Source organism: Pseudoalteromonas sp. H105 (assembly GCF_001469215.1).
Taxonomy (GTDB): domain Bacteria; phylum Pseudomonadota; class Gammaproteobacteria; order Enterobacterales; family Alteromonadaceae; genus Pseudoalteromonas.
Genome location: NZ_LOFH01000008.1, coordinates 196,728 through 211,052 on the forward strand (window position 1 = coordinate 196,728; position 14,325 = coordinate 211,052).

General features: G+C 40.4%; 14 protein-coding genes. 6 read left to right on the forward strand and 8 right to left on the reverse strand.

Annotated elements, in window-relative coordinates; all coding sequences use genetic code 11:
* Window positions 1-143 precede the first annotated feature (143 nt).
* Window positions 144-2,432, forward strand: a complete 2,289-nt coding sequence (locus ATS75_RS14540) for a penicillin acylase family protein (protein WP_058561136.1) — start codon at window positions 144-146, stop codon at window positions 2,430-2,432.
* Window positions 2,433-2,442: 10 nt separating this feature from the next.
* Here the strand turns inward: ATS75_RS14540 and ATS75_RS14545 are convergent, their stop codons facing one another.
* Window positions 2,443-3,528 carry a GGDEF domain-containing protein gene (locus tag ATS75_RS14545; protein WP_235591188.1) on the reverse strand — a complete coding sequence of 362 codons (1,086 nt, stop codon included), beginning with the start codon at window positions 3,526-3,528 and terminating at the stop codon, window positions 2,443-2,445.
* A gap of 422 nt (window positions 3,529-3,950) precedes the next feature.
* Here ATS75_RS14545 and ATS75_RS14550 point away from each other — a divergent pair, with 422 nt between their 5' ends.
* Window positions 3,951-5,483 (forward strand): carbon-nitrogen hydrolase family protein, encoded by a 1,533-nt coding sequence (locus tag ATS75_RS14550; protein ID WP_058561138.1) that lies wholly within the window; start codon window positions 3,951-3,953, stop codon window positions 5,481-5,483.
* A complete protein-coding gene (locus ATS75_RS14555) occupies window positions 5,484-5,801 on the forward strand; it encodes a DMT family transporter (RefSeq protein WP_058561139.1) in 318 nt (105 codons plus the stop codon).
* Between the two features lie 301 nt (window positions 5,802-6,102).
* Here ATS75_RS14555 and ATS75_RS14560 read toward each other — a convergent pair whose 3' ends face one another.
* Window positions 6,103-6,984: a DMT family transporter gene (locus tag ATS75_RS14560; RefSeq protein WP_201020970.1), complete on the reverse strand. Its 882-nt coding sequence runs from the start codon at window positions 6,982-6,984 to the stop codon at window positions 6,103-6,105.
* A gap of 412 nt (window positions 6,985-7,396) precedes the next feature.
* Between ATS75_RS14560 and ATS75_RS14565 the strand changes: the two genes are divergently transcribed.
* Window positions 7,397-7,780 (forward strand): MAPEG family protein, encoded by a 384-nt coding sequence (locus tag ATS75_RS14565; RefSeq protein WP_058561141.1) that lies wholly within the window; start codon window positions 7,397-7,399, stop codon window positions 7,778-7,780.
* A 92-nt stretch (window positions 7,781-7,872) separates the two neighbouring features.
* Here ATS75_RS14565 and ATS75_RS14570 read toward each other — a convergent pair whose 3' ends face one another.
* The 3 genes from ATS75_RS14570 to ATS75_RS14580 all read right to left on the reverse strand — a co-directional run bounded on the left by ATS75_RS14570 (window position 7,873) and on the right by ATS75_RS14580 (window position 10,222).
* Window positions 7,873-9,084, reverse strand: a complete 1,212-nt coding sequence (locus ATS75_RS14570) for a TonB family protein (RefSeq protein ID WP_058561142.1) — start codon at window positions 9,082-9,084, stop codon at window positions 7,873-7,875.
* Between the two features lie 9 nt (window positions 9,085-9,093).
* Window positions 9,094-9,468: a BlaI/MecI/CopY family transcriptional regulator gene (locus ATS75_RS14575; RefSeq protein ID WP_058561143.1), complete on the reverse strand. Its 375-nt coding sequence runs from the start codon at window positions 9,466-9,468 to the stop codon at window positions 9,094-9,096.
* 61 nt (window positions 9,469-9,529) lie between these two features.
* Window positions 9,530-10,222 (reverse strand): pseudouridine synthase, encoded by a 693-nt coding sequence (locus tag ATS75_RS14580; protein WP_058561144.1) that lies wholly within the window; start codon window positions 10,220-10,222, stop codon window positions 9,530-9,532.
* Between the two features lie 83 nt (window positions 10,223-10,305).
* Here ATS75_RS14580 and ATS75_RS14585 point away from each other — a divergent pair, with 83 nt between their 5' ends.
* Together ATS75_RS14585 and ATS75_RS14590 are read left to right on the forward strand one after the other, a co-directional pair.
* Entirely contained in the window at window positions 10,306-10,611 is a 306-nt protein-coding gene (locus ATS75_RS14585; RefSeq protein WP_058561145.1) for a DUF6482 family protein, read from the forward strand.
* Between the two features lie 40 nt (window positions 10,612-10,651).
* Window positions 10,652-11,056 carry a GNAT family N-acetyltransferase gene (locus ATS75_RS14590; protein ID WP_058561146.1) on the forward strand — a complete coding sequence of 135 codons (405 nt, stop codon included), beginning with the start codon at window positions 10,652-10,654 and terminating at the stop codon, window positions 11,054-11,056.
* Window positions 11,057-11,109: 53 nt separating this feature from the next.
* Here the strand turns inward: ATS75_RS14590 and ATS75_RS14595 are convergent, their stop codons facing one another.
* The 3 genes from ATS75_RS14595 to ATS75_RS14605 all read right to left on the reverse strand — a co-directional run bounded on the left by ATS75_RS14595 (window position 11,110) and on the right by ATS75_RS14605 (window position 14,033).
* Window positions 11,110-12,411 (reverse strand): hypothetical protein, encoded by a 1,302-nt coding sequence (locus tag ATS75_RS14595; protein WP_058561147.1) that lies wholly within the window; start codon window positions 12,409-12,411, stop codon window positions 11,110-11,112.
* A gap of 178 nt (window positions 12,412-12,589) precedes the next feature.
* A complete protein-coding gene (locus ATS75_RS14600; RefSeq protein ID WP_058561148.1) occupies window positions 12,590-12,952 on the reverse strand; it encodes a HopJ type III effector protein in 363 nt (120 codons plus the stop codon).
* A gap of 13 nt (window positions 12,953-12,965) precedes the next feature.
* The gene (locus tag ATS75_RS14605; protein ID WP_161936906.1) at window positions 12,966-14,033 is read right to left on the reverse strand and encodes a retropepsin-like aspartic protease; all 1,068 of its coding nucleotides are present in this window, start codon (window positions 14,031-14,033) and stop codon (window positions 12,966-12,968) included.
* Window positions 14,034-14,325 lie beyond the last annotated feature (292 nt).

Sequence of the window (14,325 nt, forward strand, 5' to 3'; positions counted from 1 at the left end):
GCTGTCGTAGAGGTACTTATTAATGAGCAAATAACATTATTCTTTCACAAAACTGTGTGTACTATATAACCAAGTTTAAACGTGCAGCATAAAGCGTGTTGGTTTGTTGAACTTTTAGTCAATATTATGCAAGGAAATTGAGTATGCTCAAGATTATCAAGTGGTTAGTTTTAACATTGCTTATTGTAGGCTTAGCTGTAACTGCGCTCATTTATGGTGCACTGTCGCTGAGTTTACCAGCGCTTGACGGTAAAGGCGTGAGTAAAGCAATCACAGAGAATGTGTCTGTGTCTCGCGATGTATTAGGCCAAGCTGTGATTGACGCGACTAGTCGTAACGATGCGGCATATGGGCTTGGGTTTGCTCACGGGCAGGACCGTTTTTTTCAAATGGATTTATTGCGGCGTAATGCGGCCGGCGAACTCAGTGAGTTATTTGGTAAAGCGGCACTAAATTTAGATAAAAAAATGCGTTTTCATCAATTACGTAAGCGAAGCGAAAAGATTGTTAAGCAATTACCACTGGCTGATCAAGTTTTACTTAATAGCTATAGCGCAGGAGTTAACGAAGGATTAGCGCAAATTGGCTTTTCTAGCTTTGAATATTTATTGACGGGCGCAAAGCAAAAACCGTGGAAAAGTGAAGATAGCTTGCTGGTTATTTTTAGCATGTATTTAGATTTGCAAACAGCCACCTTTGAACGTGATCAAACCTTAATTCAAATCAATGACCTGTATGGCTCAGATATGCTGGATTTTTTGACCCAACCAAGTCGTTATCAAGCTGCACTGGATGGTAGTACGCTACCGCCTTATAAATCTGGCATCCCTGTTTTACCTGAACAGTTAAATTATGTGTATAAGCATATTGAGCAAACTCAAGAGTTTGGTAGCAATAACTGGGCGGTGTCTGGGGAGTTAACAGCAACAGGCTCGGCCATGTTGTCTGATGATATGCATTTGTCTATGGCGGTGCCTGTTATTTGGTATCGCGCGCAACTTAACTATCGTAAAAATAATGAAACCCATCAAATCACGGGGGTGTCTTTGCCTGGCGCGCCAGCTATTGTTGTGGGGACAAATAATCATATTGCATGGGGCTTTACCAATGGCTACTTAGATACAGCTGATTGGGTTGCACTCAATGAAGAAAGTAAAACTTGGCAAGAAACAGAGCATATAATCCTGGCCGATGGTAGTACAGAGTCTTATGAGTTAACAATGAGTGAGTACGGCCCCGTGCGTAAGATAAATGCAAACCACTATGCCCTGAGTTGGGTCGGCCATCAACCCTATGCGGTGGATATGGATTTACTGCAACTAGAACAAGCTCATGATGTTGATGGTGCACTCGCTTTAGCCAGTGAGGTAGGTATTCCAGTGCAAAATTTAATGGTGGTAGATAGCCAAGGCAATGCGGCCTGGAAAAACATGGGGGCTATCCCTGCACGTGAAGCGCCTAGTGATGTTGCGGTGAATCAAGCTCGTTACTCATCGTTATGGCAACAAAATGAGCAACAAAGACCTAGCGTTAAAAATCCAGCTGATGGACGTTTATGGACGGGAAACTCGCGAGTGGTGTCAGCGCAAGATCATAATCGTTTTGGTAATGGGGGTTATGCATTGGGCGCGCGGTCAACACAAATAAGAGATCGACTGTTAGAGAAAAGTCAGTTTAATGAGGCTGATTTTAACGCCTTACAGCTCGATAATGAAGCGCGGTTTTTAATGCCGTGGCATGCATTACTTTTAGCGCAACTAAAGAAGCAACCTGTTGACAATAAGGGGTATATTTCAGTTGTTGAAAATTGGCAAGCGTGTGCGTGCCCTGATTCTGTAGGTTATACATTAGTCAGGCGTTACCGCGATGCGATTATTGATAGCGCATTTAGCGGTATGCAAAATACATTGGAACACAGTGGTGGCTCTTTAAAATACATCAAACGCGATTTAGAGCCAGCTATATGGCAGCTTATTGAACAGCAACCAGCAAGTTGGCTTAACCCTGAGTATAACAGTTGGGACGAACAGTTAAGTGGTGCGTTTGCACACGTTATCAATAGCTTAACGGATCAATTTGGTGGGAATATGCAAAGCTGGCGTTGGGGGAATGTTAATGAGTTGGCAATAGAACATCCATTTGCCAAGCAAATACCGCAATTAAGTCAGTTTTTAAATATGCCAAAAGCCCCTGGGTTTGGTGACAGTTTCATGCCAGCAGTACAAGGGCAAAGCTTTGGTGCATCTCAGCGTTTTATTGCACAACCAGGCTACTTAGAGCGCGCTGTTATGGCAATTCCCGGCGGTCAGTCTGGGCACCCTTTATCACCATTTTATAGAGCTGGTTTTGATGAATATGTAAATGGAGCACTGACACCCTTATTGCCTCAGGCGATTAGTCATAAAATAGTTATTAATCCAAGTAAGCTGTAGCGATGGGGATTTAGACTGGCTTGAAGTTGTTCATGTAGTCTTGTTCAGGGGTCGCGATAGTGGTTTTATTGCGGCCGCTGTGTTTGCTCTTATAAAGTGCAATATCTGCTTGGTGAAGTGTATCTTTGAGCGACGCCAGCGGTCGCCACTCAATTAAACCAAAGCTCATAGAAATGGATATTTTAGGATCATTGGGGCAAGGTGCCAGGCTGTGTATCTTTTCGCGCAGTTGTTCTATGCGTTTATATGCGGCAGATTCGTCTGTGTCAGTGAGTATAATCAAAAACTCTTCACCGCCCCAGCGAACGATGATGTCTTTTTGGCTAAGATACTCAGTAATTGCATTTGCTACGCTCATCAAAATCGTGTCGCCCTTATCATGGCCGTAGGTATCATTGATTTTCTTGAAGAAGTCGATATCCCCCATAACAATGCACATTTTACTATCAGATTCGACACACCTTTGTCGCATATCAATAATTAACTTTTTTGCAAACCGGCGGTTATAAAGTTTAGTTAAATGATCTTTGGCAGCCATCTCTGTGAGTGCTTGTCGTTGAGAAATACTTGTTTCACGGATATAAACAAATGCATAAATCATGGGTAAGCCAGCAATAATAATATTGGTAATATTGATATATATTAGGTACTCAGCATAAGGGTAGTTATACGAAACATCGCCAAAAAATAAATACAAGGCCGCAAATATTAATATCAGTGAGATGCTGTAAATAAAGGCCCGCTGTAACTTTAACTGGTAATCAACCAGTAACATCGATGATATTGTCCATAAATAAAATTGAAAACCTACGTCTAAGCCTAATGTTGCACAAACTAAAATGGAGTGTAAAACCACTTCACCACAAAATACCCTTAGTGCTAACGCATTGAGACCCTGTGTTATTAGGAAGATGCCAGAGGCCCAGGCTGCGACGCTAAATAGGTTGGTTATCGCTAACGTGATTGCCCCTATATGTGCAAAAAACAAGATAAGTAAAACGTGTACGGCTAACGCAAAGTAGGCCACTTTTTTAACGATTTGAAATTTTACGACTTCAATTTCGGCTAATTCCACATCTGTATTTGTTGATGACAAAATAACTCCGATCAGTGGGTGGATTAGTCAAAGTATAGGTGATAAATATCACATGCAAAGTTTAAGTTGATGCGCGCATCGCCAGAGATGTTTATCAATATAATGTAGTGTAGTGATATTTTTTACGCTAAATTGACTTTATTCAAAGACGTTATGCTTCAGTCAATTGCTGTCTATTTCTTATAGATGCTATAAAAAATAAGTAAGCGTTCACAGAACGGCGTTTATAATTGCTATTTGAAGCTTAGGGTCTGTTGACCTTTTGTGTTCTGCCTAGGGGCTATTTACTCTTTGTTGCTCGGTTTTGACTTAGTCCACTAGGTTACAAACTTCGCGTCGCGGTTAAATTGCCCCTAGTTTGAACGAATTTTAATTCGCACAGGTCAACAGACCCTAATGTCTTACGCTTAACGGAGTTGTGTATGTCGGCAGAAAAAACTCATCTAGAGATTTGTAATTTAACGAAAGAACAATACCCGCAAATTAAAACATTAATGGATCAAGCCTATCCAGATTTAGGCGGGGCTTGGCCAAGCCATACCATTTTTAGGTTAATAGATCAGTTTCCAGAAGGGCAACTCGGCATGGTTGATGATGGTTTACTGGTTGGCCTTGCGCTAAGTGTGCAAGTTGATTATGGTCGTTTTTCTAACCCCCACACTTATGAAGATATTGTCGATGGGCATGATCGCGTTTTTAGCGATCCTGAAGGGGATGCGTTATATGGTTTAGATGTGGTGATTTCCTCATCACACAGAGGAATGCGTTTAGGGCGAAGACTCTATGATGCGCGAAAAGAGCTCTGTCGTCAGTACAACTTACGCGCTATTCTGGCTGGTGGTCGTATTCCACGTTATTACAATTACAGCGATGAGATGACACCCACGCAGTACATTGAAAAAGTTGATCATAAAGAGTTGTATGACCCTATATTAAGCTTTCAACTATCGAATGATTTTCAAGTGAAGCGGTTGCTTAAAAAATACCTGCCTGAAGATCAAAACTCGGTTGGTTATGCCACTTTACTTGAGTGGAATAACATTATGTTTGAACCCACGGATACGGTGCTTGAATCAACGAAATCGATTGTGCGAGTAGGGGCAGTGCAATGGCAAATGCGCAGTGTTGCATCCGTTGAAGAAATGCTTACGCAAGTAGAGTATTTTGTTGATACGGTCTCTGACTATAAAAGCGACTTTATTTTATTCCCTGAATTCTTTAATGCGCCATTAATGGGGCTAACAGAACAAAGAAACCAAACAGAAGCGATTCGTTATTTAGCCGAGTATACAGAGACCTTTCGTGATGCAATGTCGCGCATGGCGATTGAATACAATGCAAATATTATCACTGGTTCAATGCCACTGGCTGAAGGTGATAAAATTTACAATGTGAGTTATTTATGTCATCGCAGTGGAAAAATAGATGAGCAGCGCAAGATTCATATCACCCCACATGAGCAAAATGACTGGGTGATTCAAGGCGGCGACAAAATTGCGGTATTTGATACAGACGCAGGTCGCGTGGGTATTCAGATTTGTTACGATGTGGAATTCCCTGAATTGTCGCGCATATTGGCAAAGCAAGGTTTAGACATATTGTTTGTGCCATTTTGGACGGACACCAAAAACAGTTACTTACGTGTGCGTCACTGCGCACAAGCACGTGCAATCGAGAACGAATGTTATGTCGTTATTGCAGGCTCAGTGGGTAACTTACCTGAAGTTGAGAGTTTGGATGTGCAATATTCGCAATCAGCGGTACTGACACCATCTGATTTTTCATTCCCTCACGATGCAACACTTAACGAAGCGACGCCTAATACTGAAATGTTATTATTCAGCGATTTAGATATGGATAAATTAAAAGTACTTCACAGTGAGGGCACAGTGCGTAATTTAAAAGATCGTCGTGGTGATTTGTACGACGTCATCTTAAAGAAGCGAGATAGCTAAATGGCATGGGTATATTTAATCATCGCGGGCTTGCTTGAAATAGGCTGGCCTGTTGGGTTGAAAATGTCACAAGAGGGTGAAAATCGTTGGCTGGGCATTGCTATTGCGGTGGCGTTTATGGTCGCCAGTGGTTTTATGTTATGGCTAGCACAACGTGATATTTCAATGGGCACCTCGTACGCTGTATGGACAGGTATTGGTGCCGCAGGCACCTTTATCGTCGGTATTTTGTTTTATAACGATGCCGCCACATTTGGCCGTATTGCAGGTGTTTTATTGATTATAAGTGGTGTTATTACTTTAAAAATTAGCCATTAATACTTAACTAGCGGTTACTTTAGGGTCTGTTGACCTTTGCGGATTAAAATTTATTCAAACTAGGGGCGGTTTAATCGCGGCGCGAGGTTTGTAACCTAGTGGGCTAAGTCAAAACCGAGCAACAAAGAGTAAATCGCCCCTAGGCAGAACCCGAAGGGCAGCGCCTGTTTGGCATTGATGCTGCGTTATCACCTATTTATGGGGAATAACCACACTACATAGGCGCTGCCTTGCCTAAATACCAAACAGACTGCAGTAAATTTAACCTTGAAAGGTCAACAGACCCTAGTAACCGCCTATTTTATGTAGTGGGTAACATAACAAGTATTGCTGCAACAGCAATCAGTACAAGCCCTGCTGTGTCTTGGCGCTTGAGTGGTTGCTTTAGCCATAAAACCGATATCAGCATAGTAAAAAATACTTCCACTTGGCCTAGCGTTTTTACATAGGCAACATGTTGTAAGCTCATGGCACTAAACCAGCCAATTGATCCTATGCAGCTAAAAAAGCTCACTAACGAAACCATTTTTTTGTGGTGCCACATTTGCTTGAGTGTATGGGGCTCTTTAATAGCTAAATATATCAGTAAAATAACACTTTGCAGGCTGATAACAAACAACAGCACCCACGCTGCCGAGTGAGGAAATAAAAGGCCTGAATTTAAACTCGCCTCACGCACCCAGAGCGATGTTAAAGCGAAGCAGGTACCGCATGCCAGCCCGAGCAAGGCCGTATTGGCGTTAAACTGTTTTACTTTAGTGATACCACTTAATAACAAGACAGCGATAGCACCTAAAAATACACCTAGCCAACCAAATAAGCTTAATGCCGAACCAAAAAATAGCACGCCTAGAATAGCGGCAACTAAGGCTTCACTTTTAGCAAGCCCTGCACCAACAGCGTAATTGTTCATTTTGAACAACTGGACCATTAAGCCTGTGGCAAATATTTGCATCACACTTGCACCGACAATAAAGCCCCAAAAAGCGGCGTTAAAGGTTGGCACAGTGCTAGGTTGATAATGGTAAAGTGAGTACAAATAAATAGCTGCAATAGGGCTGGCAACAATAAAGCGAGCTAAGGTTACGCCGGCTACGCTCATATCATTACTCAACTTACTTTGTAGTGCATTTCGCCATGCTTGCATAAAGGCGGCTAAAAAAGTGAAAAATATCCAAGTCATGGCTTAGGGAAGTTAATGAATTTAGATGGGTAAATTAACAGTCCCGGCCAGATAAAGCTAATCGATTTTAGTTATAGTGACTATACCTACACAACCTCAAAATGAAAGTAAGTTACTGCTTAAAAGGGACTGTCATTCTTGCAAAGGAACGCCTTGATAATAAGTTCCTGTGAAACGCTGAACGCTATGTCTTGAGGTGGTTTGGGTTTTTATGTTAACTGCGACAATATGCCACAGTTTAAAATGCCTTATTCTACGCTATAGTCAACGTGATGTTATTGTTAGCCGCAATGATTGACACCCTTTATGTCAGTCATTGCGGCTTTTTTATGGTCAACATGTATTCCCAAACAGTTTAGCTGTGCTAAGTTTGAATGTGACTTATCGATAGATAGATTAACTAGGAGTAAACATGACCACGCTATTAGTTTGTGCGTTACTGGCTGTACTGATGCCGTATTTAGCCAAAGCCCCCGTTGCGTTTGCGATGAATAAGCTTGATGGCTATGACAATAAACATCCTCGTGATCAGCAAACTAAATTAACAGGGTTTGGCGCACGGGCACTTGCAGCACACCAAAACTGTTTTGAAGCCTTGGCTGTATTTGCTGTGGCTCTAGCAGTGGTGCTGGGCAGCGGTAATGTTCATCAAGTAACAGAACTACTTGCTATAACGCACATTATTGCGCGCGTTTTATATTGTGTGTTTTATTACTTAAATTTAGACGTGCTGCGCTCGTTAGTCTGGTTTGTGGGGTTAGGCAGTGCGGTGGCAATGATTGCGGTGAGTATTTAATGCTCGAAAGAGGACTAGCTGTTAAATAGCTAAAACACCAAAGCAAGCGGCTTAAATAAGGCGCTTGCTTTGGGGTCTTTTGATACGAATGCTTACTTAGAAGCGACTGTAATTTTTTCTACTAAATCTTTTGATTCGTAATTGGCATCGATTGCGAAGTCTAATTGCACAAGTACGTTTTTGAAGCCTGAATCAGACGGCTTGTATTCCCATTTTTTTAGCGCTCTTTTAGCTTCTCTATTAAATACGTTTTCAGGGGACGCACTGACAACGGATACATTTTGAGTTTTACCTGTTGGGCTAATATCGTATTTCAATACCACTGAGCCACTTACATTTTGCTCAGCAGCTTGTGTAGGATATACCGGTTCAATGCGGATGATAGGGCTAATTTTATCTACTTTATTTATGCCATCAGTTTGTTTTGCGGTTGCAAAGCTGCTAAGCATGCCTGCGGCAAAAATGAGTATAACGCCCTTGGCAACTAGAGAGCTGTTACCGCTGTGTTTAATGTGCTTGAGTCGTTGTAGCATTGTATTTTTATCTCCATAGTGTGAATAGGCCATCAAACTTGCGCGTGTATTTGCGGCGCAATTAATGAGGGCTTTGCTGTATAAAATTCGTTGTTGTGTATTTTTATTGGCCAATACCGTTTCGTCGCAGGATAGTTCTTGTAGGCGCCTAAAGCTCATATAGCCAAGCCATGCCAAGGGGTTAAACCAAAAGGCGAACGTGATGGTTAGCTGCATCATATTTAGTAAGTTATCAGCGCGCTTCATATGGACGTGTTCGTGCTCGATGATCATGGCGAATGATGCACTATCGATTTTTTGTATATACCCAGTAGGCAGCACAAGCTGAGTGCGCAATAGCCCAATGACCATGGGGGTCTTTATGGTATCGCTTTGAAAAAGCTGAATACCCGAATACGTGTGTACAAGCTCACAACTTTCAAGGCGAGTGAGCTTCAGTTGTTTCACAAAGCGTCTGTGAGTGACCGCTGCAATGGCAGCTAAAAGACTAAAAACCAGTGTGTACAATACGGCCCAACTAACACTGAAATCAGCCACTAATACTTGTTCGGGTGTGATCAGCATTTTACTGATAGCTGCATTATGTAATGGTTTTAGATGCGTCGGTAAATTAGTAAGTACCAGTGAAATGGGTATTAACAGCCATAGCTTATAGACAAAGTTGGCACTGAGCCATTTAAGTGAGTAGCGCTCTAAAATTAACAAGCTCAAAACCAGTGAGCTAATTAATAATTGCTGTTCAATAAGCCAGTTAAAGAGTGTTTCAAACATAAGCAATCCTTACTTTTGTTGCTTTTCCCAGTCATCAATCACTTTTTTTAGTTCATTGATATCTTGTTGAGACAACTGTTCAGATTTTGCAAAGCCACTCACTAAAGGCGCAATGCGGCCACTGAAAAAGCGCTCAATAAAGTTTTGGCTTTCCTTTAGCGTATATTCAGCCCGCTCCATACTGGGGGTGTAAATGTATTGGCGACCTTCTTTCTCAAAACTTAGCGCGCCTTTTTTAACTAAACGACCTAATAATGTTTTGATGGTTTTTTCATGCCATTGTTTTTCACCGCTTAGGCGCTCAATAATTTGGCTAGCCGTAGCGGGGTAGTTTATCCATAATGCGTCAAGCACCTCAAATTCTGCCTTTGACAGTTCAATCATCTTATATAGCCTACAAATGTAATCCTTAACTTTAGATTACACCTGTAATCATATTTTGCAACTAATTTTTTAATATGTCGGATTTTTGAATTTGACGATAGTTATTTTCACTGAGGTTAAGTGACGCCAAGTTAAGACTACTAATTTGCTCGCGATATAAATCAATCACACGGTATCCACAGTAATGTGCCATTTTGCGAATCTGTCTATTGAGCCCTTGCTTGAGAATAATACTGAACTGGCAAGGCGCTATTTTTTCAACGATACACGGTAACGTTATGTGCTTATCGATAGGGACGCCGCGTGCCATTTTACAACAAAAGTTTTCATCAAGTGGTTTATCTACCGTGACTATGTAGCGTTTTGGCTGGTGGAAATCGGGGTGGATTAATTGGTTACAGAACTCCCCATCGTTGGTTAAAATAAGGAGTCCTCGGGAGTCTTTATCAAGTCGACCAATCGGATAAACGCGTGTTGTTGGTGGTAAGTGGTGGATTAAGCTGCTGGCATCGGCTTGGTTTAGCTTACAGTCTATTCCAACCGGCTTATGGTAGGCGTAATAAACCAGTTGAGCCTTTCCTTGTACGCGAACGCCATTGACTGTCACGTAGTCGTTATCATCAACGTGGTCAATGTGATTTGCAGCACGGTGATTAACGAGAACAACACCCTCGTCAATCAAGCGAGACGCTTGTTTTCGTGAGCACACACCCGCATGGGCGATGTACTTTGCTAAGCGGATTTTATCAGCCATGCACTCTATCTGCAGTTTAAATTGATCAAAGTATATCAAAGCTGCGTACGAATACTTACAACACTTTGTAAAAGGTTAAGACCATGGCGATTAAATTATCTGAACTGAGTAAACATCAGCCACTACAAAAAGTCATCGTACATTCATTGGAAATGGCGCTGTACCAGGTGTCTGTGATGATCAACAATGTAGAGTATTATGTGACAGACGAGAATGGTGAGTTTGTTCGGGGTCTTAGCCCTTTGCATATTCAAAAACGCTTGGATCACCTAAGCTACGCACAGATGGTACTGCGTCATACTAGTGCTTATGATGAAATGTGTGGCCAGCCAGAAAAGCTTTCAAGTAATATGCTTGAAGTCCCTTACGGAAAAAATCATTTATATTAATTTAGGTATATACTGAGTTATCCTAATTTATGGTGTGATTATGTATACCGTACAAATAGATAACTCAATTGAGTTACATAGTGATTTAAGGTCACATGTTGTTGACTTTAATGCTCGGCACTTTGATGCAGAGCGTATTCCACTGGGTTTTAAAGTCGTTTATGACGAAGAGCTGATAGCGGGCATTTCTGGTCATGTTTTTGGTAATTGGCTGCTTATCAATTGGCTTTGGTGTGACGAGAGAAAGCGTAGCCAAGGGTTAGCAACGCAGTTGTTAGCTGCATTAGAGTCAGCTGCTAAAGCACATGGGGCTAATGTTAGCCAACTTGATACGTTAGACTTTCAAGCAAAGCCGTTTTATGAAAAAAACGGCTATGTAGTTAAATACCAAATGGACAGCTACCCACTCAACGGCACGCGTTATTTCATGGAAAAGCGTTTATAGTGTTTGGTGTCTTCATTTTCGTTGAGAGTCTTCTTTTATGCTTCTTATCTCAGTTAATATGCATGATTAGGCGTCAGTGTTGCGCTGATAAGTTTATTTTCCATAATGTAAAAGTATCCATCCCAGTCTTTAGAGCTGAATTCCGCACTATCAAGAAAAGAATCATAGCTACCTAGCTCAGTAAGCTTTGTAATGCTGTCGCCTTGTGACAATGAATAAAACTGCCACTTTTCATTTTTAAAGTAACTCTTCAATGGATCAAGGTTTAAATCGGTAGTATCTATGGGGGGGGCTAATTTTATTTGCGAAATATAACCCCTACTAAAATACACCATTTCATTACACGGGCTAACAAGCACTTTTTTCCCTTTAGTGGTATACATTTTTAACTTTGCTTGAGCATTTAATTGTGCCGATTGGTTATTCGATTTATCGTCGAAATTAAAACAAGGCGCAGATATCTCCATGTCGGAAATTAATGAACCGAGCTGCAAACTAATAATGCGATGTTTGCTTTGAGAAGAGCTAATTTTAAATAAAGCGGTTTCAAAATTTTTATAGCTGTTCTTTAACGTAGATAAGTCGTTTAGTTCTAAATCTTGTGATAGCAAATAGCTTTCCTGACTTTTGGTTTCTATATTGATCGATTGATCTGAAAGGTTAAGCTCATTACCTAGGGACATAGGTAAGAGTTCGCGATGGTACTGGTAACCTATTAGCTTATTATCAACAAAGTGAAATGCATGGTTTCTAAAATAGACCAAGATTTGTTGGTTGGCAGATGCGATCTCTAAGCTCGCAAGGCCAAGCTTTTGTTCTACATCTTGTTTAGAGTCATTAAGTTGAGCCCCAAAAAGAGAAGAGTGAGATAGTGTGGGTATTGCAAAGGACGATAAAGGGCGCTCTTTATTTTTAGTTTTTACAATGATTTCTTTTTCAGGTACTAAAATTGTGTTGTATGTTCGCTCTCCAGCTATGAATTCTGCTGTTGTAAGTGCATACTCTTCATCACAGTCAGTGGCTAAAGTAACATCTAATGTGTAATGAAGTTGCCTGACGACCCAATCATTACCGGCGGTGGAATTACGCTGTGAGTTACTAATAACAAAGCGCTCTTTAACATAAGCCGAATGTATACCTTTTTGGTCATTAGTCGCTAGATATTCAGTGATAAGCTTTTTTCTGAGCATCACTTTTTTTTTATCCATATCATCTATTGTTGGACTTAATCTAACATCGGTTTTAAAGAAGTGACTATCACCTGAAAGCGTACAACTATTGTCATCTAAAAATACACTGATAGCACTGGCAGCTCCGTGCCAAAGTAGTAAGCTGAGAATAAAGACGTTGCGCATATTAAGTCCATTTATGAAATCATGTTCCCCAAAGTAAAACATGTGACGAGTTTTTCATCAAGCTTTGATCTGATATTAAATTCAGAGCATTAGAAGAGGGTTTGTATAATTCTGAGGGGTTATAAACAGTTTTCAGGTAGGTTAAAAGGGGGCCTATTTAAGAAGCCCCCAATGCCTGCTATGTATTTGCTCGCAATACGTGTGGTTCGTTAAATGTGATACCTAAAAATGGGGTTGCTTCAGGGGCAAGCATGAAGGTACGTATATTCATATGATCCTCACCACTGGGGTTGCTTAACACGTCATCACGATAAAATGCGCCAAAGCAATCTAAAGTATTTTGTTTACTCAGCCCGTTTAGTTTAGCGAAAGCAAATATTTTACATGAGCCATTATTCTCATTCGCGCTGCTGATGAGTCCGTGATTATTAAAGTCTGACGGAGTAAATGTGTAGTTTGTATCAATTACAGCCATGGTATCGTTGAATGCAATATTTTGTGGGTCATTAGCAAGACGGGTTAGAAAGTCGTTGAGCGTCATCATTATCCTTAATTTACTGTTTCTTTAACTCTAGCTGATTTGTTTGCTGATTAATATTAAATTTAAAATGTTGTAAAAAATTCATACCCAATAAACCATGACCTGTGTTTTGACGAATAGCCAAAACATTAAAATCAGTCAGTATGTGTTGGCCTATTTTAATTGATTCAATTCTATAGTGTTGAGCAAGCGCTTTCCCATTTGCAGTATTCACTGTAATGCTGCCTAAGTAGTCAGGCGTTGGGTGTAGTGAATCAATTAATGTGTGTGGCAGCACAGTGGTACTTGCCCCTGTATCAATCATCAATTGCGTGTTTATATTATTATTTACTGTAATGTCTACAAGGTAATGGGCGCCATATTTTGTAAGCGGGATATATGCTTGCTCAGCATAAATTTGATTAATTTTATTTTGTAATTGTGTTGCTTGAGATTTAAGAGGGTGGTTAGGGTTAAGCCTATCTAAACTATTTTGAGCGTTTATGTAGTCATCAAGCTGATAAAATGCATTAGCTTGGGCAAGTAAATAATATGAATTACTACTATCGAAATCTAGCCAAATAGTCGTTTTCTCAATCAGTTCTTGCCAAGCTTGTTGCTCACTTAATGTCTTTACGTGTAACTGAGTTAAGTGCTTCAACTCAATGATAATAGTATGTTGCTTTGTGTTATCTGCTAAAGGTTTTAAATTATACAGTGCGACAATTGCCTGATGAGGTTGTTGGCTTTTTACAAGCCTTTCGGCATTCATTTTCAACATACTTATATCATAAGGGTAGCGGTTTAAAAATACTCGCAAAAACTCATCCGCAATACTTAGCTTATTAGTTGTTAACCAGTGTTTTAAGTGGGCTAGCCAGTCGCTGTAGAGCTGTTCAGCTTGCTGAGGATAGTGCTTTATAAGTACGGCGTAGTTTTGAATTGCTAAATCAAATTCTTGCTGGTTAAAATAATCTTTGGCTTTTAACAATTCAGTAGCTTGTTTAGCTGAGTTAGGTGCTTTGGCTCTTATATTTGGCGCATTGTTTTTTAAAGTTGTTGTCGTGCAGTGAGGTGATGAAGCAGTGAATTGTAAAAGCAAATAGGCGTTACAAGCTAACGATAATACAAGAGAACTTATCAATACTTTAGTAACGCTTCTCATAATCTCAGGCAGCACTTAAACATAGCAAGGTTTAATAAAATAACAGTTCACCTTGAATAATCAAGAACGAAGCTGGGTGTAAATCAAGAAAATAAAGTATCACGTTTCACTTTAATCGCTTGTAAAAAGTTATTGATAATTACGTGTAGTGCGTATTCAATATTATGGTAACGCTTGCATAAATGATGAGCGAATGGCAAGTTATATAAACTACATTGGGATATTTTCG

Excerpts from the sequence above, each read along its gene's own strand:
- ATS75_RS14540 (WP_058561136.1), top strand. The coding sequence starts at position 144 with ATGCTCAAGATTATCAAGTGGTTAGTTTTAACATTGCTTATTGTAGGC.
- ATS75_RS14550 (WP_058561138.1), top strand. The coding sequence starts at position 3,951 with ATGTCGGCAGAAAAAACTCATCTAGAGATTTGTAATTTAACGAAAGAA.
- ATS75_RS14555 (WP_058561139.1), top strand. The coding sequence starts at position 5,484 with ATGGCATGGGTATATTTAATCATCGCGGGCTTGCTTGAAATAGGCTGG.
- ATS75_RS14560 (WP_201020970.1), bottom strand. The coding sequence starts at position 6,984 with ATGACTTGGATATTTTTCACTTTTTTAGCCGCCTTTATGCAAGCATGG.
- ATS75_RS14565 (WP_058561141.1), top strand. The coding sequence starts at position 7,397 with ATGACCACGCTATTAGTTTGTGCGTTACTGGCTGTACTGATGCCGTAT.
- ATS75_RS14570 (WP_058561142.1), bottom strand. The coding sequence starts at position 9,084 with ATGTTTGAAACACTCTTTAACTGGCTTATTGAACAGCAATTATTAATT.
- ATS75_RS14575 (WP_058561143.1), bottom strand. The coding sequence starts at position 9,468 with ATGATTGAACTGTCAAAGGCAGAATTTGAGGTGCTTGACGCATTATGG.
- ATS75_RS14580 (WP_058561144.1), bottom strand. The coding sequence starts at position 10,222 with ATGGCTGATAAAATCCGCTTAGCAAAGTACATCGCCCATGCGGGTGTG.
- ATS75_RS14585 (WP_058561145.1), top strand. The coding sequence starts at position 10,306 with ATGGCGATTAAATTATCTGAACTGAGTAAACATCAGCCACTACAAAAA.
- ATS75_RS14590 (WP_058561146.1), top strand. The coding sequence starts at position 10,652 with ATGTATACCGTACAAATAGATAACTCAATTGAGTTACATAGTGATTTA.
- ATS75_RS14595 (WP_058561147.1), bottom strand. The coding sequence starts at position 12,411 with ATGCGCAACGTCTTTATTCTCAGCTTACTACTTTGGCACGGAGCTGCC.
- ATS75_RS14600 (WP_058561148.1), bottom strand. The coding sequence starts at position 12,952 with ATGACGCTCAACGACTTTCTAACCCGTCTTGCTAATGACCCACAAAAT.